Below are 20,833 nucleotides of genomic sequence, written 5' to 3'. Positions count from 1 at the left end.
AACTTACATGAAGGGACTGGCCGGTTATGCTGCGTTTTCTGTTTGACGAACCTAAGAGAGCAGCAGAAGGAACACTCGCAGAAACGTTTCGTGTAATGGAGCAGTTCGTATCCATCGTCTCGAAGCAAATTAAAGCGGGAGCAGACAGCGACCATCAGCTGCGCAAATTCGAAATATGGACATTAGGGCTGCAGGCTGCGCTGGACGAGCTTGAGCAGAGCCACTATGCAGCACTCCAATTTCAACAAAAAATAAAGTCTACATCCATCAAACAAATGACAGCGGAAGAAAGAATCCATTATAATCGGTATATCTATTTCGATAAAAACGGCTTCATCCGCGTATTTTCCTTGATGGACAAGCTGGGCACGCTGCTCAACGAGCTGCTCGATATGCGGACCGAAAGGATCAAGCCGCATTTTTCCTATTTTACCGTCCTGCGAAACATGCGGGAGAAAAAAGCCCATCCGGAGCTGACATGGAAGCTGAACGACGTTAAAGAGAAGTACAAGGAAGCGACAAACAGGCTGCGAAAGCGGCGAAACACCGAAATTCACTACATGAACTCCGAAATGCAGGACGATTTGATCCAAAGCCACCGCATGTATGGAGCGGAAATTCAGCTGGAGAACATTGCGGAGCAATCTGCCGATCTGACCCAAGGCCTGTATCTGGCCATGGAATCGCTCCTGCTGACCTTTCAATATGCGTGCGGTCTGGTACGAAAGAGAAAGCCATAAGCACGGGAAGGAGATTGACTCGTGGAGCTCAAGGGGAAAACGGCATTAGTAACGGGAAGCGCCAAAGGTCTCGGTAAACGGACGGCGCTGCAGCTGGCGGAGAATGGCTGCAATGTGATCATCAATTACCAGGAGAGCGTGCTCGAGGCGGAGCAGGTGAAGCGGCAGATCGAAGCGCTTGGCTGCAAGTCGATTGCCGTCCAGGCGGATATTACGACGACCGCCGGCGTGGATAAGCTCGCCCAAACGGCGGAAAACTGGGCCGGCGGGGTGGATATATTGGTGAACAATGCCGGTCCATTCGTCCGTAAACGCCGTCTCTTCAGCGAATACGACGAAGAGACGATCGTTAGTCTGCTGCACGGAAATCTGTTAAGCGTCATGCTGCTTGATCACAGGCTGCTGCCGAGGATGCGCGAGCGCAAATGGGGGCGCATTATCCATTTCGGCTTCGGGCATGCCGGAGAAGCGAGAGCTTGGCCGCACCGGGCGGTCTATGCGGCTGCGAAGACCGGTCTCGTGTCCTTTACGAAATCCTTGGCCGTCGAAGAAGCTCCGTACGGCATTACGGTAAATTTGATCGGGCCGGGAGACATTCGAGGCGTCAACAAAGAGAGGTCCATCGACGAGGTGGAGGACGAGTACGATTCGGAATCCCCGATCGGCAGGCCCGGAGCGGGGGAAGACGTCGCACGTGTCATCCTGTTTCTGTGCGAGCGGAAATCCGCATTTCTGACGGGCAATGTGATCGACGTGACCGGCGGCTTTGATCCGATCCGCGCGAATATTAAAGGCATGTTCTAGGCGAAAACCTATATTGCGATTGCCAAACTATCCGGAAACAACAAAAAGAGTCTTAACGGTCTTCAAGAAGCTGAGCGTCCTTGAAGCCGGTAAGACTCTTTGTTAATAGCAGGTTAGCCGTGATTAGAATACTTGAACAACCTCGACTACGCCGTCAACTTCCTCGAGAAGCGCGCGTTCGATGCCTGCTTTAAGCGTGATCGTCGAGCTTGGGCAGCTACCGCAAGCGCCCATTAGGCGAAGCTTGACGATGCCGTCTTCCACGTCAACCAATTCCACGTCTCCTCCGTCGCGCTGCAAAAACGGACGAAGCTTATCTAATACGTCGAGCACTTCATCGTACATCGTGTCTTGTGCTTGTTCACTCATTGCAATCAGCTCCTTTCTCCCCTATTATAGTACAAAGTGAAGCAATTGAAAATGGATAGTAACTGAGTAAAGTTAGGTGATGCGAAATGTTTAAGCCGATGATCGAATTTTGCGCAAGCAATATGCATCATGGCACGGATAAAATCATGAAAAAATTTGAACAGGACGATGCCTACGAGGTCACTGAGTACGGTTGTCTCGGTAATTGCGGCGAATGCTATCTCAGTCCGTTCGCGCTCGTCGACGGCACAATCGTGTCTGCTGAAACGGTGGAAGAGCTGTACGACAATATCCTGAAGTCGCTAGACCAGCAGCAAGCGGACCGCGAAGCGCTCGACAAGCTGCTGGAGGATTTATAGCTTCAAGTCCTAATCGTTAGCCCAAATGGCGCTTGGAGCGCCATAGCACACCGCTCTTCACCAGGCGCGGCACGCGACCGAGAATCGGCGTCCCGCCCATAATGCCGAAACCGCTTTTTTTGCCCAGCGAGCCGAGCACGCCTTTAAGCTTGATTTTGCCAAGTCTCGGGGTTTTATTCTGCCAAGCGGCTTGAAGCACCTCCGCGATTTGTTTGCCTTGCGCGCCTGCGGCCTGACCGCTTGGCGACAACGGCAGGGAAGCGCAATCCCCGACAATGAACACCTCGTTATAGTCCGGAAGCTGATGGTACTCATTGATGATCAGACGGCCCTGATTATCCTTTGGCAAATCGATTCGCTGTACAAGCTCAACCGGCTGAATGCCAGCCGTCCACACCGTCACGTCGGTGTAAATCGGGTCGGGCGAATTGCCGTCGTGCAAAATGCCGCCTTCCAGCCGGGTTAAGCCGACATGTCCACACATTTCCACTTGATGCTCCTGGAACCATTCCGTTACAAACCTTTGAAGCTTGCCGGGGAAGGCGGACAGCACGCTAGGCCCGCGGTCCAAAATGCGGATATTCAAATCCTGCCTGCTTTCCCTAAGTTCGGCGGCAACCTCGACTCCGCTTAGACCTCCGCCCACGATCGTCACTTGTCCGTAAGGCTTAATGTCGTTCAGAAGCGCATATGTTTTTCTTGCGGCGGAAAACGTCTGGATGCTGGTCGAATACTGCTCGGCCCCTTCGATGCCGTGATATTTGTCGGTGCAGCCAAGTCCGATAACGAGCCAATCGTAGGCGATCGGATCCTGCCCCTCCAGATGAACAAGGCGAAACTCCATATCGATATCCGTTACTTCGCCATAAGTCAGCTCAACACGCGGATCGTTCGGAAATTTGACGCGCAGCTCCAAATCCGATACGGTGCCGGCGGCTAATGCGTAATATTCGGTTTTCAGTCCTTGAAACGGCATGCGGTCGACGAGAACGATCGATACATCATGCGGGATTTGCTCCTCAAGCAGCTCGTTGACGATGGCAAGTCCGCCGTAACCGCCGCCAAGAATAACTAATTTTCTCATATGATCTCCAACTCCAACCCAATGTTTCTATATGATGTCTATATTGTATGTTACCCGCATTGCGGGATTGTCACTCATATACTTTGATTTCGTTGTAGAACGTGTCGCGCTCGACCGGAATGCGGCCTGCGCCTTTGATCAGCCAGATGAGATCCTCTCTCGTAATGCCTTCCGGCGTGAGAGCGCCCGCAGCGTGGCTGATCTTCTCCTTCACGATGGTGCCGTGTGCGTCCGATGCGCCCATTGTAAGCGCAACCTGCGTCAGCTGCACCCCGATGTTGATGAAATACGCCTTGATATGCTGGAAGTTATCGAGCATCAGGCGGCTGATCGCGATCGTCTTCAAATCCTCGAAAGCGGAATTGCGGCGGCGGATGCCTGCTTTCGGATTGATCGGCTGCATGGACAGCGGGATGAACACGAGGAAGCCGTTTGTCTCGTCCTGCAGCTCGCGAAGCTGCATCAGGTGACGGATGCGGTCCTCCTTCGATTCGATGGAGCCGTACAGCATCGTCGTATGAGTCCGCAGACCAAGCTCGTGCGCGGTCCGGTGAACCTGCAGGTACTGGGTCACGTCGGCTTTATCGACGCGCATTTTTTTGCGGTAATGGTCGGATAAAATTTCGGCCCCGCCGCCCGTCAAGGACTGCAAGCCGGCTTTTATCAGCTCCTGAAGCACCTCCTTGTAGCTAAGTCCGCTGATGCGCGAGAAAAAGTCGATTTCAGCTGCGGTATACGCTTTAAGCGTAACTTCCGGAAAGCGCTCCTTCAGAGCTTTCAGCGAATCGACATAATATTGGAACGGCACATGAGGATTGTGTCCGCCTACGATATGAAACTCGCGTACGCCAGGATGGTAATGCTGCTCCACATATTCGATCATTTGCTGGCCGCTGAGCGTATAGGCGCCTTCGTCGCCTTCGTCCTTGCGGAAATTGCAAAACGCGCAGTGAGCTTCGCAGACATTCGTGAAATAAAGGCTCATGTTTTCGATAAAATAAACCTTTTTGCCGTTTTTGCGGAGCGCGACCTCGTTAGCCAGCTGTCCGATCGTCAGCAGATCATCCGATTGGTATAAAAAATTGCCGTCTTCCAGCGATAAGCGCTGACCATGACGTACTTTTTCGATAATGTGCTGCATCTGTGAATCTTCTGTCGGTATTACGACGTTCATGGGGTGAGCCTCCTTGAGTGCATAGATTGTGAAAAAAATAACTTGCTGTTCCGATTAAGAAGCTGTAACTATTATAATCCTCATACGTAGCATGGGCAATAAGAAAAGTATTTGCATGGAATTTATTGGATGGAACGGCATAGTAGGCACGCTTCTCTTGAGCGTCCGGTGAAACTGGAGTATACTATAAACAAGTAAGTGAACTTTATTTGATCAGACGGATAAATGGAGGGATGTATCATGATCACGATCAGTGATATTGCATCTGACAAAATAAAAGAAATGCTTGAACAGGAAGGAACGCCGGGCCTATTTCTCCGCATCGGAGTGAAGGAAGGCGGCTGCAGCGGTTTCTCCTACGGCATGGGCTTTGACGATGAGCAGCACGAGGGAGACCGGGCGATGGAGATGCAAGGGCTCAAGGTCGTAGTCGATGAGGACAGCGTCAAATATTTGAACGGACTTGTCATCGACTTCAAGGAATCGGCAATGGGCGGCGGCTTCACGATCGAGAATCCGAACGCCAGCGCTACATGCGGCTGCGGCAGCTCGTTCCGTACCGCTACGGATGCAGGGAAGCCGGCGGCTGCGGGCGAGTGCTGATCGCGTAAGAGTAAATCGGTTTTGACTGAAATCTTCCGTGCCGGTGAATGGACACATTTGCCGGTACGGGAGGTTTTTTTGCATTTCTGCAGATTTGAAGCGGGCCTATTCACCGTTAGACGGGAGGACAAGCGATTGTACCGGGTATTTATCGTCGAGGGCGACGCGAAAATTGCAGCTATTCTGAAGAGCAGCATGGAAAAATACGGCTTCGAAGCCGCCGCCGCCTCCGAATTCCGACAGCTCATGCCCGAGCTTGAGCGGTTTGCTCCGCAGCTGGTGCTGCTGGATATTAATTTGTCGTATTATGACGGCTACTACTGGTGCCGGCAAATCCGCGTCCGTTCGAGCATGCCGATCATCTTTATTTCGGCCCGGGCCGGCGAAATGGACCAGGTCATGGCGATCGAAAACGGGGGAGACGATTACATAACGAAGCCGATTCATCTTGATTTGCTGATGGCGAAGGTGAAGGGCGTGTTACGGCGGGCGTACGGGGAATACGCTTCGGCGGCAGCTGCGGGTTTGCGGCAGGAAGGCGGCGGAGGGCAGGGCACCGCAGAGCTGGCCGCTTCGGGGCTGCGCTGCATTGGAACCGGAATGAGCTTGAATGGCAGGGAAGACGCATCGAGCTGACCAAAAACGAACAGCTGCTCGCCGAATGCTTTATCCGGAGCGCCGGAGAGGTGGCGACGCGCGAGCATCGATCGCAATTGCGGTCGGCATCGGACTCGGCATGCTGTTCAGCAAGCTGTTTTTTATGGCGCTGGCCGTTCTTCTGAATATGGATGAAACGATCCGCTTCACTGTACCGTTGAAGGCGGTATGGATGACAGCGGCAGGCTTCTTTGCGCTGTTCCTGGCGATATCGGGCTGGACGGCGCTGCGGATCGGCCGTGCTGTTGTTCCCGTCGTCGTTGCCATTTACCATGCTTTGTTCGCGATGGCGGCATTGGATAACATGATGGAGTCATCCAATTGGATCTATTCGTCCGTCATTATCGGCATCTTCATCGTGATGCAGACGCTTTATTTCTTTATTGCATGGGGCAGCTATATGAAAAGCATGCTCCGCGGCGCGGCCGTCTGAAAGGCGGTCCCGTACGTCGAATAAAAAACGAACCGCCAAGCGAATCGCCGGCGGTTCGTTTTTTCTTTTCGGGAGTAAATGTCAGAAGCAGGTAAACGAGCTGATTTGCCGTAAATCCATGCCGCTGTACATCCAGAAAAATCCGTTCCATCTAAAGCCGGAGACGGATGTCCGGCCTACGAAAACGGGATAAAACCAAAAGCCCGGCCCCCTCACGGGCCATATATACGTGTTGCGGAACAAACAGCCTGAAATTGAACCCGGATCAACGGCAAAGAGAGAAGCCTGCTGCTGCGGAATGAATTGCGGCGGAGGCGCTGTCGGAGCTTGCAAGCCTTGCGGCCCTCCTGGAGGTCCACCTGGAACTCCTCCCGGAGGTCCTCCTGGAAATCCTCCTGGAGGTCCACCCGGAGGTCCTCCTGGAGGTCCACCCGGAGGTCCTCCTGGAGGTCCTGGAGGTCCAAACGGGCTAAACGGGCCTAACGGCGGCATAAATGCCATTTCATATCACTCCTTATAGAATAGGCTAGAGCATTGTATGCCGTCGTCTATGAGGAGGATTGGGCGGCGGAATAAATCCATCCATATTGACCACATTAAGGAGTATAAAGGCAGAAAGGGCGAGGTGGCATAATGTCCCTGTTTAAACGTGTGCGGCATGGTAAGAACAAGCCGATAGGTCAACCGGATAAGCCTGACGTACTGCCCTCGCTCCAACAAACGCTGGACGAATTCAAGGACTGCATCGATCTTGTTCATCGAACGATGCCGGAAATCCAGGTGGAATTCGTCTATTTCGGCCATTTGGTCGGCAGCGATCCGTTTACGAGAGAAATAGCTGTTCCTTTTTCCAGCATAAGCGCCGATGAGGTACCGAGTCTGCTTGCTCGTACGCAATACGTCGAAACGCAATCCGCCAAGCATCTGATTAAGGAAATACTGGACGGCGCGGTTGCTATTTTTTATGGCGGCAAATGCTATGTCGTTAATGTATACAAACCGGATAACCGCTCCATCGAGCAGTCGGAAACGGAGGCCGTCATTACCGGTCCGCATGATTCGTTTATCGAAACGGCAGAGGTCAATTTATCCCTGATTCGGCAGAGAGTCAAGAGCTCGCATCTGAAGGTGATGAAGTATGAAGTAGGAGAGGTTACAAAAACCGACGTGTACGTGTTATACATAGACCGTATTACGAATATGGGCTATGTCCGGGAGCTGTCCAGACGCATTCAGAACATCGAGATCGATGCTGTCCATGACGGGAATATGCTCGTTCAATATATCGATGATCATCCGAATTCGGTGTTTCCGCTGTTTCCGACAACGGAGAGAACGGATGCGGCCGTCTCGAAGCTGGTATCCGGAAGAGTGCTTGCTATCGTTGACGGCAGCCCTTCCGTTATCTCCGCACCTGCTTCGTTTTTTGAATTTTTCTCGTCGCCGGACGATTATTACCAGCGGTGGATGCTTGGCACCGCGACAAGACTGCTGCGGTTTAGCGCGTTTATCATCACAATTGCGTTTACGGCTTTGTACGTATCCGTTACGACTTTTCACTATGAAATGATACCGGAGGATTTGCTGCTAACTTTAACGGAATCGCGAAGCAGAGTGCCTTTTCCTCCCATTTACGAAGCATTGCTTCTTGAAACGACGATCGAGCTGCTGAGGGAAGCGGGAGCCAGGCTGCCGACCAAAATCGGCCAGACCATCGGCATCGTCGGCGGTATCGTAATCGGGCAAGCAGCCGTACAGGCAGGCCTGACCAGCAATATTCTTATTATCGCGGTCGCTTCCTCGGCCATAGCCTCCTTTGTCATTCCCAGCTACGTAATGAGCGCTTCCATCCGGCTGATCCGCTTCGCTCTGATTATACTGGCGGGTATGCTGGGCAATATGGGACTTATAATGGGAATGGCCCTCGTCGTGATTCATCTCTCCGGGCTAACGAGCCTGCAAAGCTCTTATTTGACGCCGGTAGCGCCGGGTCGGTTCAAGGATTGGCGGGACGTGTTCATCAGGGCTCCTTTTTGGATGCTGAAGGAGAGGCCGACACAATCGAAATCTCCGAACGAAATGAAAAACAAAATGAAAGAATAAGGGGAAGCCAATGGTAAAAGAAAAACTGTACCCCTTTCATATCGGAATTCTGATCTATATGACCCAAACGGGGGTACTCGTTCTCAGTCTCCCGCGCATGCTGGCCGAAACCTTCGGCTATAACGGCTGGCTGGCTCTCCCCATCCTCGCGGCCGTCGCGAGCCTGAATATCGGCTTAATCGCAATCGTTCATCGGATGGGGAAAGGCAAATCGATTTTCTCCATATTGGAGAGCGCGCTGCACAAAGCCGTCTTATTTCCTTTATACGCGGCATTAAGTGCCGTATGGGCGCTGACGGGCTGTATGACAGCGAAAAACTACGTGTATATTTTTCAGATGCTGTCTTTTAATACGACGCATCCGATGCTGTTTAAGGCTTTGCTGGACATTCTGATCTACTTGTTGATGATTAAAGGAATCTACAACATATCAAAGGCGTCGACCAGTTTTTTCTGGATGATCCAGTGGATGCTGCTCCTGCTCATTTTTTTCGTTAAGGATTTCAGCTGGGTTAGAATGACGCCTTTTTTTTTCAAGGGAGGAACGGATGTGCTGAAGGGCGGTATGTCCGTATTTACCGCTTTTCTGGGGTACGAGCTGTCCATCCTGCTTTTTCCGTACAGCGACTCAAACAAAAAAGTGATGCGCGCCGTATTTGCCGGACATTTGTTTACAACGTTCAATTATATTGTGCTCAGCTTCATTTGTTTCGGCTTTTTCAGCTTCGAACAGTTGAAGAAATTAATGTATCCGGTCATTGATTTATTATCTTATATTCAGCTGCCGTTTATCGAACGGGTTGAAAATCTGCTGTTTGCCTTCTTTTTATTTTCGACAGTCGCTACTGTCGTGATGTATTTGTGGGCTGCGCAGGAATCGATGCGGCAAATGATGCCCGGCGTTCCACAAAAGCTTCTCGCCTTCATCATCGTCACGGCTTCCTTCATCGTGTCCTGGGTGCCGGATACGCTCGTAGAAGTCGGTAAATGGCTGGAGTATTTGGGGAATGCCAGTTCCGGTATCGCTTTCGCTCTGCCGATGTTGTTGATTCTCATCCTTTTGATCAAAAAAGGAGCAAAATTATGATGCGGCTACTGAAGGCAATCGTCACGCTGCTGCTGGCCGGCTTGCTTGCCGCAGGGTGCGGCCAACAGAGAATATTGGAGAAGCTCGGTTTTATCCAGGCTACCGGCTATGATCTGCCATCGGAACAAGAGCGGGAGAAAGGGCGCGAGCTGCTCGTCACGATCAATGTTCCGAAAGCCGATCCGCAAGGCAAGATGAAGCTGGAAACGTTAAGCGCATCCGTCAAATCAAGCAAGGAGGCCCGCATTGAATTTGCGAGGCAAACGGAATTATCGCTCGTAAGCGGACAGCTTCGGAATACGTTGTACGGTGTCTCGCTGGCCAAAATCGGGTTTATGAATCACATCGACACGCTCGTACGGGACCCCTCCATTTCGCAGCTGGTGAAGGTCAGTGTCGTAAACGGCAGCGCGCATGATTTATTGATCAAGCGTTATCCCGAGCATCCCAATACAGGCCAATATGTGGACCGACTGCTCGAAAAGGAGTCGATCTCCATGGCGATTCCCCGGATCACCGTATATGATTTTACGCGCGATTATTACGATGACGGGATTGATCCCATTGCCCCCATCCTGAAGCAAAATGCGAAAAACATAGCGGTTGACGGCATCGCTTTATTCCATAACGATCAATACAAGACGCGCATTGAGCCCGACAAGACCCTTATCTTCGCGATTATAAGACAAAATTTCAAATATGGCGAGATGAGCATTAATTTAGCGGAGGATAAAGGGGAAGAAGGTCAAGTTATATTCAGCTCCGTCATCAATCACCGGAAAATCCGCGTGACCCGCGAACAAACGGATCGCTTTTCAGTAGTCATCGAGATCGTGACAAGAGGCTCAGTTCATGAGTATACAGGCAATCTAAAGCTAAGCGACGACGCGGACCGTAAAAAGGTGGAAAGCCTCATCGCCGGACATATAGAGCGTGAGGCGGGGGACATGCTCGTCTTGATGCAAAAAAACAAAGTCGACAGTATAGGTATCGGACAATATGTAAGGAACAGCATGAGCTACTCCGAGTGGAAAAAGCTGAATTGGGAAGAGGTATACCCGAGGATCAGCATTGCCTGCAAAGCCAAAGTCATTATTCAGGATTACGGCAAGTTCAAGTGACGGCTCGGAAGCCCGCCAATGGCTGCAAGCCGGACAGCGATCGCGGCTGTCCGGCTTTGTTATTCCTGCCCTCAACGGTCATACCCGGGGTAATTGTAATCGGTATCCTGAAGCTTGCCGAGAATATTCATTTGGCGGATATGCTCTCTGGTCTTATAGGTGCCCAATTGATAGATCGCCTGGTAGACCTTCCGGATATCCTCGTTGAATTGGTCGGTCGCCTTATCGTGATCTGCGGACTTATAAGGAATAGGCGCTCTTAGATGGGTAATCTCGTCGTCCTTTTGGATGCGATCCAGCAGCTGCTGAAGCTGCCCGATCTCCTCCTCCGTCCCCAGCACCTCCAGCTGTTCATTCACGGAAAAATCGGATTCAATGCTTTTCCCGGAAACGGATACGTAATACGTTTGTTTGTTTTCCATGTCGTTCACTCCCCGTTTTTTTGGTTAATACTCTTATAACACCTTGCAGCGATGCCGAAACAAGGGCTAAAGCGGATGAAACCGGGCGATAATGGGAAAGAATGCAATCATAATCGAATGGGGCGATAGACATGATGCATATTCACTGGAGACTTGCCGAGCTGTGGCTGCTGCAGCAGAAGCGGGCGCTTACGGAGCTGGAAAAGTCTGAAATGGACAGTTGCCTAAAATTGAACGCCAAATACGCGCAAAGGCTTGCCGAGCAGTACAATTTCGGGCAGCTGGCCAGCTTGACGAACGATACGGAGTGGCTCCGGGAGATTTCCGGAGAAATCGATAAACTGGAGCGTTTTTATGAGAGCAAGAGGCCTTCTTATTTTGAGATTGAATGAGGCTGAGAAAGCGCAAAAAATAGAATAGAAACATAGAACTCTATGACGCGGCTGGTATAATAGGCTTATATTGCCAGCGAGAACATCGCAGGACGACAGGCGCATGGAGGGATGGCTGATGGAGAGGCAGCGACAAATAATAGAGATTTTACACGAGATTAGTTTGCTTGATGAGAAGAACAGGGGGCAAGTGAGTCGGATTCTGGAATCCCAATTCGGATTTAAAGGCGAATTGACCCGCGAGGAGCTTGCGGAATGGAACGACGAAAACTTCGGCATGCTTTACGGAATGACGTCGGGAATGAAGCTGACCCGTGAATTTGTACCGGACATATTGAAGGTGCATGGCCATACGGAGCCGTTGTCCTCGAAGGTGTCGTTTGGCCGACCTAAGGCAGCGGAGAATGAGGAGAGAGGCGTTCACCACATTCATCGGCAATACGGCCGGTACGCCGTTCCTAAGACGATAGAAAGGCTGTACGAACTGGAGGCGGAGCTTGGCGATCAAATGCGCTTGAAGCTTGGTTTGATGCTGGATAAGCAAGGAGACCGATATCCGTGTACGCCGCCTGATTTTATTCCCTTCGCATGGCCGGGCATGGACGGCATCCATTACTGTTTCGTAACCGATTTCGGCACTGTCCCGGATTTGGAGGACGCTTATATCGCCGTCGTGTCCCCGATGGATTTCGGATCGAGAATTTGGCTGGCAGCCAGAAACATCAACGATTTCCTTCGTATCGTTTGTACGGAGCGCTCTGTGCTGTTCAATCATTTTCCGGATGCAGGCGTTTATTTAGAGCATTTGGACAAAACAAGAAGGGACCGCGCGGATGACCGGGATCCCGAACGGATGGAAGCGATCCGGAGGCTAAAGGATGCGTTTGCGCTGACGGAGATCGACGACATGGCCGTTTACATACGCAAGCTCCGTGAAGAGAGGGATCGTGCCATTTGCATCCGCACCTTCGATACGGTTGGCGTCGTTCTGCTTTCAGAGTCAGGCGGCGTTCGTGACGCTGCAAGTTATTTGCCCTTTCAGCTTGAGGATGCTGAGGTGCTTGAGCAAATGCTCCGACATGCTTCGCCGGAGGTGAAGCTTGCCGTTATCCGAGAATTGCAGCATAGGAACGCAGTTCCCGATGACAGCGAATTTTTCCGGCTGTGCGACGACATTCTGACGGAGCTAGAGCTTTACCACGAACGCTTTAATTTGCGGGAGCTGCTCTTTTGAAAGCGGCCGGTCTCGTTGAACGCTTTAACTTTCGGCTAATCAACTGTGCTAACTGTAATTGATACATTTATTTTTTAAAGAAAATTAGGTTTTTGAAAAATAACGGGATTCACTACATTTAAATCGGGTGTCTTCATCAAAATCGGTTGAATTCTACCTTTTAGATGTACCCAATCCAGCTATTTCATGAATAAGCATCATTTTGCTGGAATTAGCTGTATGAAATCCATTTAACTTCGCCGACCGCCGCAAAATTACTGCTGCTTCAACAGAGCCGCCTCCCGCCGTCTCCGCGCGACCGTTTCGCTGCCGAAGAAAACGATGGCGGCAATCAGCGATACGACCGAAGCGAATACGTACATGCTCGAGCCGCCGTAACGGTCCTCCAGCCAGCCCCCGATGCTTCCGCCCGAAATGCCGGCAAAGCCGAGAAATACCATGGCCAGCAAGGACTGCCCGGTAGAGGTAAGCTGCTTCGGAAGAATGTTCACCGTATAATGAACGACCGTTATCCAGAATACCGCAAAAGTGACGGCAGCGCCGGCCTGCAGGGCGAACAGGATCCACGGGTCCTTTGCTATGGCATAGGCGAGCCACCTGACCGCATACAAGAGACATACGAGTCCGATTAAGTTGAATTCGCGCACCCGGTGCAGGTATCTGCTAAGCAGGGCGAATGCGGGAATTTCCGCCGCAGCCGCCAGCGCCCAGGACCAGCCGACGAGTGAATCCGACCCTCCGGCCTCGGTCAAATACAAGCTGAACATGACGTCATGCATCCGATGAGGGACCGATATGATAAAGACCAGCAGGAGGAACCACAGGAACGATTTATTTTTCAGGATGGGCTTAAGCGACTGCAGGGACATCCGTTCGCCGGACGCCGGCTCGTCGCGAAGTTTGAAAAGAAGTACGAGAGGGACGACCCAGGCCGCCCAGAAAATAAAAGACAGATTCGAGATGCCGAGCCACTTGCCGAGCAGGATGCCGCCAACGATGAGCACGACCGTATAGCCGATCGAACCGAACACGCGAACGGAGCCGAAGGATTTCCCTCTCCTCTCGGTCGCCCGGATCGTAATGCTGTCCATGAGCGGAAGCGACGGAAGCCAGAAAAAGTATAGCAGCGTCACAAAAACCAATGTTGTACCGTAACCGTTCGCGGCAAACAGCCCGATGCTGCTTAAAATGCTTAAGCTCCAGAGAAGAAAAACGATTTTTTTCACCGTACCCAGACGGTCGCTCAAATAGCCCCATACCGGCTGAAAAAAGACGGCCAGCAGCGGTCCGAGCATCATCATAAAGCCGATTTGGCCGGAGGAATATCCCTTTGTCTGAAAGTAGACCGGAAGAAACGGGGACAGCACGTTCGTGGCGTAAAGCCAAAACTGCAGTCCGCGTAAAGTGGTCAGTTGAGTATCCGTTTTCAAGCTCATGTCGAGAAGGGCTTCTTTTTGTGTCATATCCGGATTCCACCTTGCCTGGATTACAGGCGCCGCACGCCTGCGCTGATTCTCAGTATAGTGATTTCCGGGTATTCGGAATAGGCTCGATTCTGTTATTTTTTTATCCAATCATGCTTTGTTTTGCGGGTCGGAAAACGAATTCAAGCAAAAGGCCGCGCAGGCTGAAAACCTGCGCGGCCTCTTATTGTTTCATGCGGAATTTGCGGTACGCCGTCTTTGTTCATTTTATTGATAAACGTTTGCTGCCCGGTCTCGCTTAAGGCAAATTGTTCGCTGGAGTTACACCGGCGAGCCGAACTCAACGTCGATCTGGACGACTTCCGAGCGGCTGCCGATCCTGACGGGCGGTCCCCACGTTCCGAAGCCGGACGAAACGACGGCGTGAAGCCCGCCTTTTTTCAAATACCCCCAATCCAGCTCGAACAGCCTTCTCGTAATCAAATGGTTCGGCATCATTTGTCCGCGGTGCGTGTGGCCGGAAACGGAAATATCGATGCCGTTCTCGGCTGCTTTGGCGATGTCCGAGGGCTGATGGTCGAGCAGAATAAGCGGGAGGGAGAGGTCAAGCGGCGCGGTCAGCTCTTCGATTGAAAGTCTGCGGTCCCCCGCGAAGCCGCCGGAAGCTTTGTCCTTGCGGCCGACAACGTAAAAGCTGTCCGCCACCAGCGCGGTCTCGTCCAAGAGCACCCTGATTCCGATCGCATCCATGGCGGCAACGAATTCGGGAACTTTTCCGCCGATATATTCGTGGTTGCCCGTCACGGCGTACACGCCGAGCGGCGCCTTCAACTTGCCCAGGACGGCGGACATGTTTTTGCGCAGGTAAGGATCGATGTCATCGTCCAAAATATCGCCCGGAAGCAGGATCAGGTCCGGGTTTATTTGTTCCACCTTCGCTATCAGCCGCTCCAGATGCCTGTTGCCGACGATGCTGCCCAAATGCAGATCGGACGCCATCGCGATTCGCAGCCGCTGCAGCTTTCCGGACTGCTTCGGCACATGGACGCGGTAGGTTCGGATAACGGGACTCCATGCATTGCGGCTGCCGCGGAGGAGCAGCGCCGCCATTACGGCAAGAGCGGATAATCCCACCCCTGCGATATAGACGGTTTTGCCGACCCCGGCTGATTTGAGCACGAGAGAAATCGCATTAGCGGCAGGCAAAATCAGTACGGAATATTCCAATACGGCAAACCAGTACGAACCGATTACCTTCAGCGCTTCGGCCGCAGGACGGAGCGGCGTGCTGTAGGCGGCTCTGCCGATCAAATATGCGTAGGCGAAGACGGCTATGACGATCGCGTAAACGCCTGTATTTTTGAAATCGAATAAATAAGACAGCAGCAGCCACCCGTTCCAGCCAATATAAAACGACAGGCCGCTGTAAATAAGCAGAATCACGAAAAAAATAACGAGAAAACGCGGTTTCATTAGCAACGCTCCTTAAGGCGGAATCTGGGAAATTAGATTGCACACAATCTACTATAGCATATGGAATCCTCCCGTCCAAATGGAAGCGATATGGCAGTTCTCGGGGCCGGAGCGTTGCGAAGACGGAAAGCCTATGGTATCGTTTCAGTCATAGAATAAGAGATGGACGGGCTTTGCGGGACGCAGGCCCTGCATCGGACGAAATGGAGCGAACAACAGCATGAAATCGCTTGTACTTGCGGAGAAGCCGAGCGTAGCCAAGGAGATTGCGCGCGTTCTCGGCTGCGGCCAAAAGCATAAAAGCCATATGGAAGGACCTAAATACGTAGTTACGTGGGCGCTGGGGCATTTGGTGACGCTGGCGGAGCCGGAGGAGTACGATCCGAAATATAAAACCTGGAACCTGGAGGACTTGCCGCTGCTCCCCCGCAAAATGAATCTGAAGGTGATGAAGGAAACCTCCCACCAGTTCCGCGCGGTCGCGCAGCTTTGCAAGCGCCAGGATATTGGCGAGCTGATCATCGCTACGGATGCCGGGCGGGAAGGGGAGCTGGTTGCCCGCTGGATTATGGAGCTGGTTCACTGGCGCAAGCCGTTCAAGCGGCTGTGGATCTCCTCGCAGACCGACAAAGCGATTAAAGACGGCTTTGGACAGCTGAAGCCCGGCAAGGACTACGATAATTTGTACGCATCCGCCGTTTGCCGCGCGGAAGCGGACTGGCTGATCGGCTTGAACGTAACCAGGGCGCTGACGACCAAATACAACGCACAGCTGGCGGCCGGCCGCGTACAGACCCCTACACTGTCAATGCTTATGGCACGCGAGGAGGACATTCAAAAATTCGTCTCGCAGCCGTATTGGAACGTATTCGCGGACTTCGGCGGCTTCTCGGCTGTCTGGCGGGAGCAGGAACAGCATGACGGAAGGCTGTGGGACGGGGCTGAGGCCGAGAAGGTGGCCGGCAGGCTGAAAGGCGAGGCGCGCGTCGAGAAGCTGAAGACGGCGGAGAAGCAGGAGCCGCATCCGCAGGCTTACGACCTGACCGAGCTGCAGCGCGATGCGAACAAGCGTCTCGGGTTCTCGGCCAAGCAGACGTCGAACGTTTTGCAGAAGCTTTACGAGCAGCACAAGCTCGTCACGTATCCGCGCACGGATTCGCGGTATTTATCGAGCGATATGACAGGAACGCTAAAGGGCAGGCTTGAAAGCATCGCCGTCGGCCCTTATGCGGCAGCGGCCCGCAAGCTGCTGAGAGCGCCCCTCAATGTGACGAAGCGCATCGTTGACGACAGCAAGGTTACCGATCACCATGCGATTATCCCGACGGATCAGTTCGTGAATTTGTCCGCCCTAAGCAGCGACGAGCGGAAGCTTTACGATTTGATCGTGAAACGGTTTATCGCTTTGTTCTACGGCCCTTACCGTTATGATGAGACCAGCGTCGTGCTCACGGCCGGCAAGGACCGGCTTTATGCAAAAGGCAAGATCGAGAAGGACAAAGGCTGGAGGGAAGTCTATCAATCCGATCAGGCATTCGTCTCCGATGAAGAGGAAGACGAGGACGGCTCCGGACAGAAGGCCGACCGTCAGCCCGCTCAGCTGCTTCCGCCACTGAACGTAGGCCAGACGCTGCCGATCAGGCAATCCAAGCTGCGGGAGCTTCGCACGCTTCCACCGGCCCGATTCACGGAAGCGACGCTGCTTACCCAAATGGAGAAGCACGGACTCGGTACGCCGGCCACACGGGCCGATATTATCGAGAAGCTGCTGTCAACCGACACCATTACCCGTACGCAAAACCGGCTTATGCCGACCGGGAAAGGAAAGCAGCTGGTCGAGCTTGTGGTGGACGAGCTGAAAAGCCCGGCATTGACCGCCAAATGGGAGCAGGAGCTGGAACGTATCGCCAAAGGGAAGGGAGACCCGGCCTCCTTCATGAAAAATATCCGCGAGCAGGCGGCGAAATGGGTATCGGAGGTAATCGCGGTCACGAAGGAATACAAGCCGCATAATGTGACGCATTCCCGCTGCCCCGAATGCCAGAAGCCTCTGCTTGAAGTCAAAGGCAAACGCGGCAAATCGCTCGTATGCCAGGACCGGGAGTGCGGCTACCGCCGCGCGGCCGAGCCGGTGCTCTCGAACAAGCGCTGTCCGCAATGCCATAAGAAGATGGAAATCCGCGACGGCAAAGCAGGCAAATTCGCGCAGTGCAGACCTTGCAACGTAATCGAGATGCTGGGGGACAAGCAGGGCGGCCGCGCCGGCGGCAGGCAGAACAAAAAGCTGATTGAGCAATACAGCGACAATGCCGTGCTTTCGAACAGCTTGGCCGACAAGCTGAAGGCGGCGCTTGAGAAGCAATCGGGCAAATAACCGCATCGCAGCAACAAACCGGCAGGCAGCCCGCAGGCAGCTTGCCTGTTTTTTATTGTCCAGACTAGTTGCCCGTCAAGAAAGGCTATTAACCTCGGTCATTCATCCAAGAGATAGATAGTCCTCCGTCATATGCTATGAAGGAAGAAAAAGGAAAGGGGATGAAGAGCATTGGGAGGACATAAGGGCAGGCAGCTGGCTAGCAAATGGGTAAAAACAGAGGCATTGCTGTCTCATATAGACATTGCTCCGCATATACCGCCGACGAAGCGCTTTACCGCCGAAAATCTAAGAAGCATGCTGGATGCCCACCATATGGTTGTTGTGAAGCCGGTTGTGGGAGCCGGAGGGCATGGCGTTATTAAAGTGACGAAACGCTCTAGAGGCTCCAAGAGCGCAAGCGGAGCGGAGAGCTACGCCTTTACCTATTATGCGCAGACGAAACGATTTGCTAGTTTTGCGGCTTTAATAGGCGCCCTGAACAAAAAGCGGAAAGGCCGCGCCTATTTGATTCAGAAGGGGATCGACCTGGCTACGGTTGACGGCAGGCCGATCGATTACCGCGTCAAGTATGTGAAAACGGAAAAAGGCTGGGTATATCGCGCGATCGTGGGCAGAATAGCGAAGCCGGGGCTGTTCGTCACGAATTTGTGCCGCGGCGGCACGCTCGTGAAATCGGCCTTTGGCATCAGCCGTTCTATCTCTCCCGCTGAAGTGGCTGAGAAAAAATCGAAGATGAGAGAATTAACCGTTTTATCGACCGGCGTGCTGGAGAAGAAGTATCCGGGAATCGGACAGCTTGGCTTTGATTACGGCATAGATAAGCAGGGGAAAATATGGATTTTCGAAGTGAATACCCGTCCGCAATAAGCCCTTCACCGGGCTTTTTCCCCGCTTGAGAACCCTTTTGCAATATATTCCTTTAATAGATTTATAGATTTCAATTAAAGTTTTTTATAGCTTTTTGGATATCCACGCCTGTGGATAAGTGTATCCACATTATACATACTGGTAATCCTACCCAAAGCATACAATATACACATGCTGTTAACATCGTATCCACAATATGGTGTGTATAAGGGGCACCGTTGTCCATCCGATAGGGCTATGCTACTATGAAAAAGCAGTAACCAAAGGATGGAAGAAAGGGTGTGTAGTAATGGAACTACTATCCGATGAAATGCTTGTAGAAACCTATTACGCCGCGATTCAATACGAGCTGGAGCCGGAATTTATCCGTATGCTGGTGCTGGAACTGAAGCGTAGAAGGCTTAACCCCGAAACGGACAAAATAACCGCTTAACAGCCGCTTAACCGCACGAAGGCGATCGTTAATCATACTCTGCGACTACTGTCTCGGACGTTTGCCCGCAAGAAGGGCAAAACAGGAGATGCTTGCATACAAATTGATTTTGCATATTGGAGCTGGTTTGATGTTGATCAAACTCTATCTGCTCATAAGGAGCATACGGACCTGCAAAATCCGACGATCGGCCGTAATCCTGCACGGAGCCTCCGCAAGAGGGGCAGCTTTCCTGCAGCAGTTGCATTCCATTGCAAACCGGACAAAACATAAGGGTATCCTCCTGGGCTCACCTTGCATATTGATGCAATAGGTGTTTGTTAATGATTTTGCCCAGACGGGGATACCCTTATGTTTATTTTTTGCATCACGTTACATTTAAAGCTTCATATTGCTGCTGTGCCCAGGCGACAGCTTAGCCCCCGGATCGACATATACCTTTGCGTTGTTGACAGCGGTAGGGGCCTCCCCGAAGCCGACGGCAATCAGCTTAAGCTTGCCGGGGTAGGTCGTAACGTCGCCTGCTGCAAAGATGCCGGCGATATTCGTTTCCATGCGCGTATCGACGGCGATGGAGCCGTTCTCGATACGTATGCCCCAGTCGGCGATCGGCCCGAGCGACGAGACGAAGCCGAAATTGATGATGACGGCGTCTACGTCAAGCTCCGCGGTTTGCTTTGTTTTGACATCGCTCAACGTTACTTTACGAATAAATTCGTCCCCGTGCAGAGCTGTAATTTCTTTAGGGGTTAGAATCTGTACTTTTGATTTCATCAGCGTGTCGACGCTGTGCTCATGGGCTCTGAACTTATCCCGGCGGTGAATGAGCGTTACGCTTTCGGCGATCGGCTCGAGCATAAGCGCCCAATCGACTGCGGAATCTCCGCCTCCGCTGACCAGAACCTTTTGACCCTTGAAACGCTGCAAATCCCCAACGAAATAATGAAGATTTTTTTTCTCATATTTGTCCGCGCCAGGCAGTTCCAGACGGCGGGGCTCAAAAGCCCCGACGCCTGCCGTTATAATGACGGCTTTCGCGTAATGGACGGATTTGTCCGTCATGACTTCGAACAGCCGCTCATCGCGCTTGACGACGTTCGTCACCTTTTCCTCCAAACATATTTCCGGCTTGAAAAGCTCAAGCTGCTCCTTCAAGCGGTCGACCAATTCCTGTGCGGTAACCTTCGGAAAGCCGGCGACGTCATAAATGTATTTTTCCGGATAAAGGGCTGCCAGCTGTCCGCCCAGCTGCGGCATGCTCTCGATGAGCTTAACCGACGCTTGGCGCATGCCGCCGTAGAAAGCGGCGAACAAGCCGGCGGGGCCTCCCCCGATAATGACGAGATCGACTGGATCGAGCGATGTTTCAGGTTTGAACATAGACGACACCTCCGCGATATGGGCGATTCCTTTTCATTATAAGCATACGTGCCAAAAGAAGGAAATGATTAATTTGTATAGACTTCTAAACAATTTCGTACATTTTGCCCTTGAACTTTTCATGAAAACTATGTAATAATTCTGATGTATGTTAATCATGGGACTGGCTGCATTCTGATGGCGATTCACGCCCTCTGACAGCCGCAGCTTCATAGATAAAACAGCATCAACAGGACACACTGAACATAAAATCCTTATTTTACGCATCAGCTTGTGTAATATTTCACAATATAAATA

At 52.1% G+C, this 20,833-nt stretch carries 22 protein-coding genes; 14 read left to right on the top strand and 8 right to left on the bottom strand.

What is annotated here, in order from left to right; translation table 11 throughout:
* Window positions 1-26 precede the first annotated feature (26 nt).
* Window positions 27-740 (top strand): Cthe_2314 family HEPN domain-containing protein, encoded by a 714-nt coding sequence (locus KP806_RS10905; RefSeq protein WP_224723629.1) that lies wholly within the window; start codon window positions 27-29, stop codon window positions 738-740.
* A 21-nt stretch (window positions 741-761) separates the two neighbouring features.
* A complete protein-coding gene (locus KP806_RS10900) occupies window positions 762-1,544 on the top strand; it encodes an SDR family oxidoreductase (RefSeq protein WP_224723628.1) in 783 nt (260 codons plus the stop codon).
* A gap of 123 nt (window positions 1,545-1,667) precedes the next feature.
* Here KP806_RS10900 and KP806_RS10895 read toward each other — a convergent pair whose 3' ends face one another.
* Window positions 1,668-1,913, bottom strand: a complete 246-nt coding sequence (locus KP806_RS10895; RefSeq protein WP_224723627.1) for a NifU family protein — start codon at window positions 1,911-1,913, stop codon at window positions 1,668-1,670.
* An 86-nt stretch (window positions 1,914-1,999) separates the two neighbouring features.
* On the opposite strand from KP806_RS10895, the gene KP806_RS10890 reads away from it, so the two are divergent.
* Complete coding sequence (locus KP806_RS10890; RefSeq protein ID WP_224723626.1) at window positions 2,000-2,272, top strand: YuzB family protein; 273 nt, start codon at window positions 2,000-2,002, stop codon at window positions 2,270-2,272.
* A 16-nt stretch (window positions 2,273-2,288) separates the two neighbouring features.
* Here the strand turns inward: KP806_RS10890 and KP806_RS10885 are convergent, their stop codons facing one another.
* The gene (locus KP806_RS10885; protein ID WP_224723625.1) at window positions 2,289-3,356 is read right to left on the bottom strand and encodes an NAD(P)/FAD-dependent oxidoreductase; all 1,068 of its coding nucleotides are present in this window, start codon (window positions 3,354-3,356) and stop codon (window positions 2,289-2,291) included.
* Between the two features lie 70 nt (window positions 3,357-3,426).
* Complete coding sequence (gene mqnE / locus KP806_RS10880) at window positions 3,427-4,530, bottom strand: aminofutalosine synthase MqnE (protein ID WP_224723624.1); 1,104 nt, start codon at window positions 4,528-4,530, stop codon at window positions 3,427-3,429.
* A 240-nt stretch (window positions 4,531-4,770) separates the two neighbouring features.
* On the opposite strand from mqnE, the gene erpA reads away from it, so the two are divergent.
* The 3 genes from erpA to KP806_RS10865 all read left to right on the top strand — a co-directional run bounded on the left by erpA (window position 4,771) and on the right by KP806_RS10865 (window position 6,223).
* A complete protein-coding gene (gene erpA / locus KP806_RS10875) occupies window positions 4,771-5,133 on the top strand; it encodes an iron-sulfur cluster insertion protein ErpA (protein WP_224723623.1) in 363 nt (120 codons plus the stop codon).
* Between the two features lie 135 nt (window positions 5,134-5,268).
* Window positions 5,269-5,769 carry a response regulator transcription factor gene (locus KP806_RS27800; protein WP_397376383.1) on the top strand — a complete coding sequence of 167 codons (501 nt, stop codon included), beginning with the start codon at window positions 5,269-5,271 and terminating at the stop codon, window positions 5,767-5,769.
* A 25-nt stretch (window positions 5,770-5,794) separates the two neighbouring features.
* Entirely contained in the window at window positions 5,795-6,223 is a 429-nt protein-coding gene (locus tag KP806_RS10865) for a hypothetical protein (RefSeq protein ID WP_224723622.1), read from the top strand.
* 81 nt (window positions 6,224-6,304) lie between these two features.
* Here KP806_RS10865 and KP806_RS27960 read toward each other — a convergent pair whose 3' ends face one another.
* The gene (locus KP806_RS27960) at window positions 6,305-6,556 is read right to left on the bottom strand and encodes a transporter (RefSeq protein ID WP_397376382.1); all 252 of its coding nucleotides are present in this window, start codon (window positions 6,554-6,556) and stop codon (window positions 6,305-6,307) included.
* Between the two features lie 300 nt (window positions 6,557-6,856).
* Here KP806_RS27960 and KP806_RS10855 point away from each other — a divergent pair, with 300 nt between their 5' ends.
* From KP806_RS10855 to KP806_RS10845, 3 genes are read left to right on the top strand one after another with little or no spacing between them, the layout of a single operon-like run.
* On the top strand, window positions 6,857-8,326 hold the full coding sequence (locus KP806_RS10855) for a spore germination protein (RefSeq protein WP_224723620.1): 1,470 nt from the start codon (window positions 6,857-6,859) through the stop codon (window positions 8,324-8,326).
* A gap of 10 nt (window positions 8,327-8,336) precedes the next feature.
* Window positions 8,337-9,413: a GerAB/ArcD/ProY family transporter gene (locus tag KP806_RS10850; RefSeq protein WP_224723619.1), complete on the top strand. Its 1,077-nt coding sequence runs from the start codon at window positions 8,337-8,339 to the stop codon at window positions 9,411-9,413.
* Window positions 9,410-10,534, top strand: a complete 1,125-nt coding sequence (locus KP806_RS10845; protein WP_224723618.1) for a Ger(x)C family spore germination protein — start codon at window positions 9,410-9,412, stop codon at window positions 10,532-10,534. The genes KP806_RS10850 and KP806_RS10845 overlap by 4 nt, the downstream gene beginning before the upstream one ends.
* Window positions 10,535-10,605: 71 nt before the next feature.
* Here the strand turns inward: KP806_RS10845 and KP806_RS10840 are convergent, their stop codons facing one another.
* Window positions 10,606-10,956, bottom strand: coding sequence for a hypothetical protein (locus KP806_RS10840; RefSeq protein WP_224723617.1), 351 nt, complete (start codon window positions 10,954-10,956; stop codon window positions 10,606-10,608).
* Window positions 10,957-11,087: 131 nt separating this feature from the next.
* Between KP806_RS10840 and KP806_RS10835 the strand changes: the two genes are divergently transcribed.
* Complete coding sequence (locus KP806_RS10835; protein ID WP_224723616.1) at window positions 11,088-11,348, top strand: DUF7667 family protein; 261 nt, start codon at window positions 11,088-11,090, stop codon at window positions 11,346-11,348.
* Between the two features lie 118 nt (window positions 11,349-11,466).
* Window positions 11,467-12,582, top strand: a complete 1,116-nt coding sequence (locus KP806_RS10830; protein WP_224723615.1) for a hypothetical protein — start codon at window positions 11,467-11,469, stop codon at window positions 12,580-12,582.
* Between the two features lie 254 nt (window positions 12,583-12,836).
* Here KP806_RS10830 and KP806_RS10825 read toward each other — a convergent pair whose 3' ends face one another.
* Both KP806_RS10825 and KP806_RS10820 read right to left on the bottom strand, forming a co-directional pair.
* A complete protein-coding gene (locus KP806_RS10825; protein ID WP_224723614.1) occupies window positions 12,837-14,045 on the bottom strand; it encodes an MFS transporter in 1,209 nt (402 codons plus the stop codon).
* A 282-nt stretch (window positions 14,046-14,327) separates the two neighbouring features.
* The gene (locus tag KP806_RS10820; protein ID WP_224723613.1) at window positions 14,328-15,479 is read right to left on the bottom strand and encodes a metallophosphoesterase; all 1,152 of its coding nucleotides are present in this window, start codon (window positions 15,477-15,479) and stop codon (window positions 14,328-14,330) included.
* Between the two features lie 220 nt (window positions 15,480-15,699).
* Here KP806_RS10820 and KP806_RS10815 point away from each other — a divergent pair, with 220 nt between their 5' ends.
* The 3 genes from KP806_RS10815 to sda all read left to right on the top strand — a co-directional run bounded on the left by KP806_RS10815 (window position 15,700) and on the right by sda (window position 19,156).
* Window positions 15,700-17,853 carry a DNA topoisomerase III gene (locus KP806_RS10815; RefSeq protein ID WP_224723612.1) on the top strand — a complete coding sequence of 718 codons (2,154 nt, stop codon included), beginning with the start codon at window positions 15,700-15,702 and terminating at the stop codon, window positions 17,851-17,853.
* 171 nt (window positions 17,854-18,024) lie between these two features.
* Entirely contained in the window at window positions 18,025-18,723 is a 699-nt protein-coding gene (locus KP806_RS10810; RefSeq protein ID WP_224723611.1) for a YheC/YheD family protein, read from the top strand.
* Between the two features lie 289 nt (window positions 18,724-19,012).
* Entirely contained in the window at window positions 19,013-19,156 is a 144-nt protein-coding gene (gene sda / locus KP806_RS10805; protein WP_224723610.1) for a sporulation histidine kinase inhibitor Sda, read from the top strand.
* Window positions 19,157-19,534: 378 nt separating this feature from the next.
* On the opposite strand, the gene KP806_RS10800 is transcribed toward sda, so the two are convergent.
* Window positions 19,535-20,536: an NAD(P)/FAD-dependent oxidoreductase gene (locus KP806_RS10800; protein ID WP_224723609.1), complete on the bottom strand. Its 1,002-nt coding sequence runs from the start codon at window positions 20,534-20,536 to the stop codon at window positions 19,535-19,537.
* Window positions 20,537-20,833: the final 297 nt, after the last annotated feature.

The sequence above is a fragment of the Paenibacillus vietnamensis genome, assembly GCF_020169515.1.
Taxonomy (GTDB): Bacteria; Bacillota; Bacilli; order Paenibacillales; family Paenibacillaceae; genus Pristimantibacillus; species Pristimantibacillus vietnamensis.
This window is presented reverse-complemented; position numbering and strand designations above follow the sequence as displayed.

Coding starts and splice junctions, on each gene's coding strand:
- KP806_RS10905 (WP_224723629.1), top strand. CDS start 27: ATGCTGCGTTTTCTGTTTGACGAACCTAAGAGAGCAGCAGAAGGAACA.
- KP806_RS10895 (WP_224723627.1), bottom strand. CDS start 1,913: ATGAGTGAACAAGCACAAGACACGATGTACGATGAAGTGCTCGACGTA.
- KP806_RS10890 (WP_224723626.1), top strand. CDS start 2,000: ATGTTTAAGCCGATGATCGAATTTTGCGCAAGCAATATGCATCATGGC.
- KP806_RS10885 (WP_224723625.1), bottom strand. CDS start 3,356: ATGAGAAAATTAGTTATTCTTGGCGGCGGTTACGGCGGACTTGCCATC.
- mqnE (WP_224723624.1), bottom strand. CDS start 4,530: ATGAACGTCGTAATACCGACAGAAGATTCACAGATGCAGCACATTATC.
- erpA (WP_224723623.1), top strand. CDS start 4,771: ATGATCACGATCAGTGATATTGCATCTGACAAAATAAAAGAAATGCTT.
- KP806_RS10865 (WP_224723622.1), top strand. CDS start 5,795: ATGCTTTATCCGGAGCGCCGGAGAGGTGGCGACGCGCGAGCATCGATC.
- KP806_RS10855 (WP_224723620.1), top strand. CDS start 6,857: ATGTCCCTGTTTAAACGTGTGCGGCATGGTAAGAACAAGCCGATAGGT.
- KP806_RS10850 (WP_224723619.1), top strand. CDS start 8,337: ATGGTAAAAGAAAAACTGTACCCCTTTCATATCGGAATTCTGATCTAT.
- KP806_RS10845 (WP_224723618.1), top strand. CDS start 9,410: ATGATGCGGCTACTGAAGGCAATCGTCACGCTGCTGCTGGCCGGCTTG.
- KP806_RS10840 (WP_224723617.1), bottom strand. CDS start 10,956: ATGGAAAACAAACAAACGTATTACGTATCCGTTTCCGGGAAAAGCATT.
- KP806_RS10835 (WP_224723616.1), top strand. CDS start 11,088: ATGATGCATATTCACTGGAGACTTGCCGAGCTGTGGCTGCTGCAGCAG.
- KP806_RS10830 (WP_224723615.1), top strand. CDS start 11,467: ATGGAGAGGCAGCGACAAATAATAGAGATTTTACACGAGATTAGTTTG.
- KP806_RS10825 (WP_224723614.1), bottom strand. CDS start 14,045: ATGACACAAAAAGAAGCCCTTCTCGACATGAGCTTGAAAACGGATACT.
- KP806_RS10820 (WP_224723613.1), bottom strand. CDS start 15,479: ATGAAACCGCGTTTTCTCGTTATTTTTTTCGTGATTCTGCTTATTTAC.
- KP806_RS10815 (WP_224723612.1), top strand. CDS start 15,700: ATGAAATCGCTTGTACTTGCGGAGAAGCCGAGCGTAGCCAAGGAGATT.
- sda (WP_224723610.1), top strand. CDS start 19,013: ATGGAACTACTATCCGATGAAATGCTTGTAGAAACCTATTACGCCGCG.
- KP806_RS10800 (WP_224723609.1), bottom strand. CDS start 20,536: ATGTTCAAACCTGAAACATCGCTCGATCCAGTCGATCTCGTCATTATC.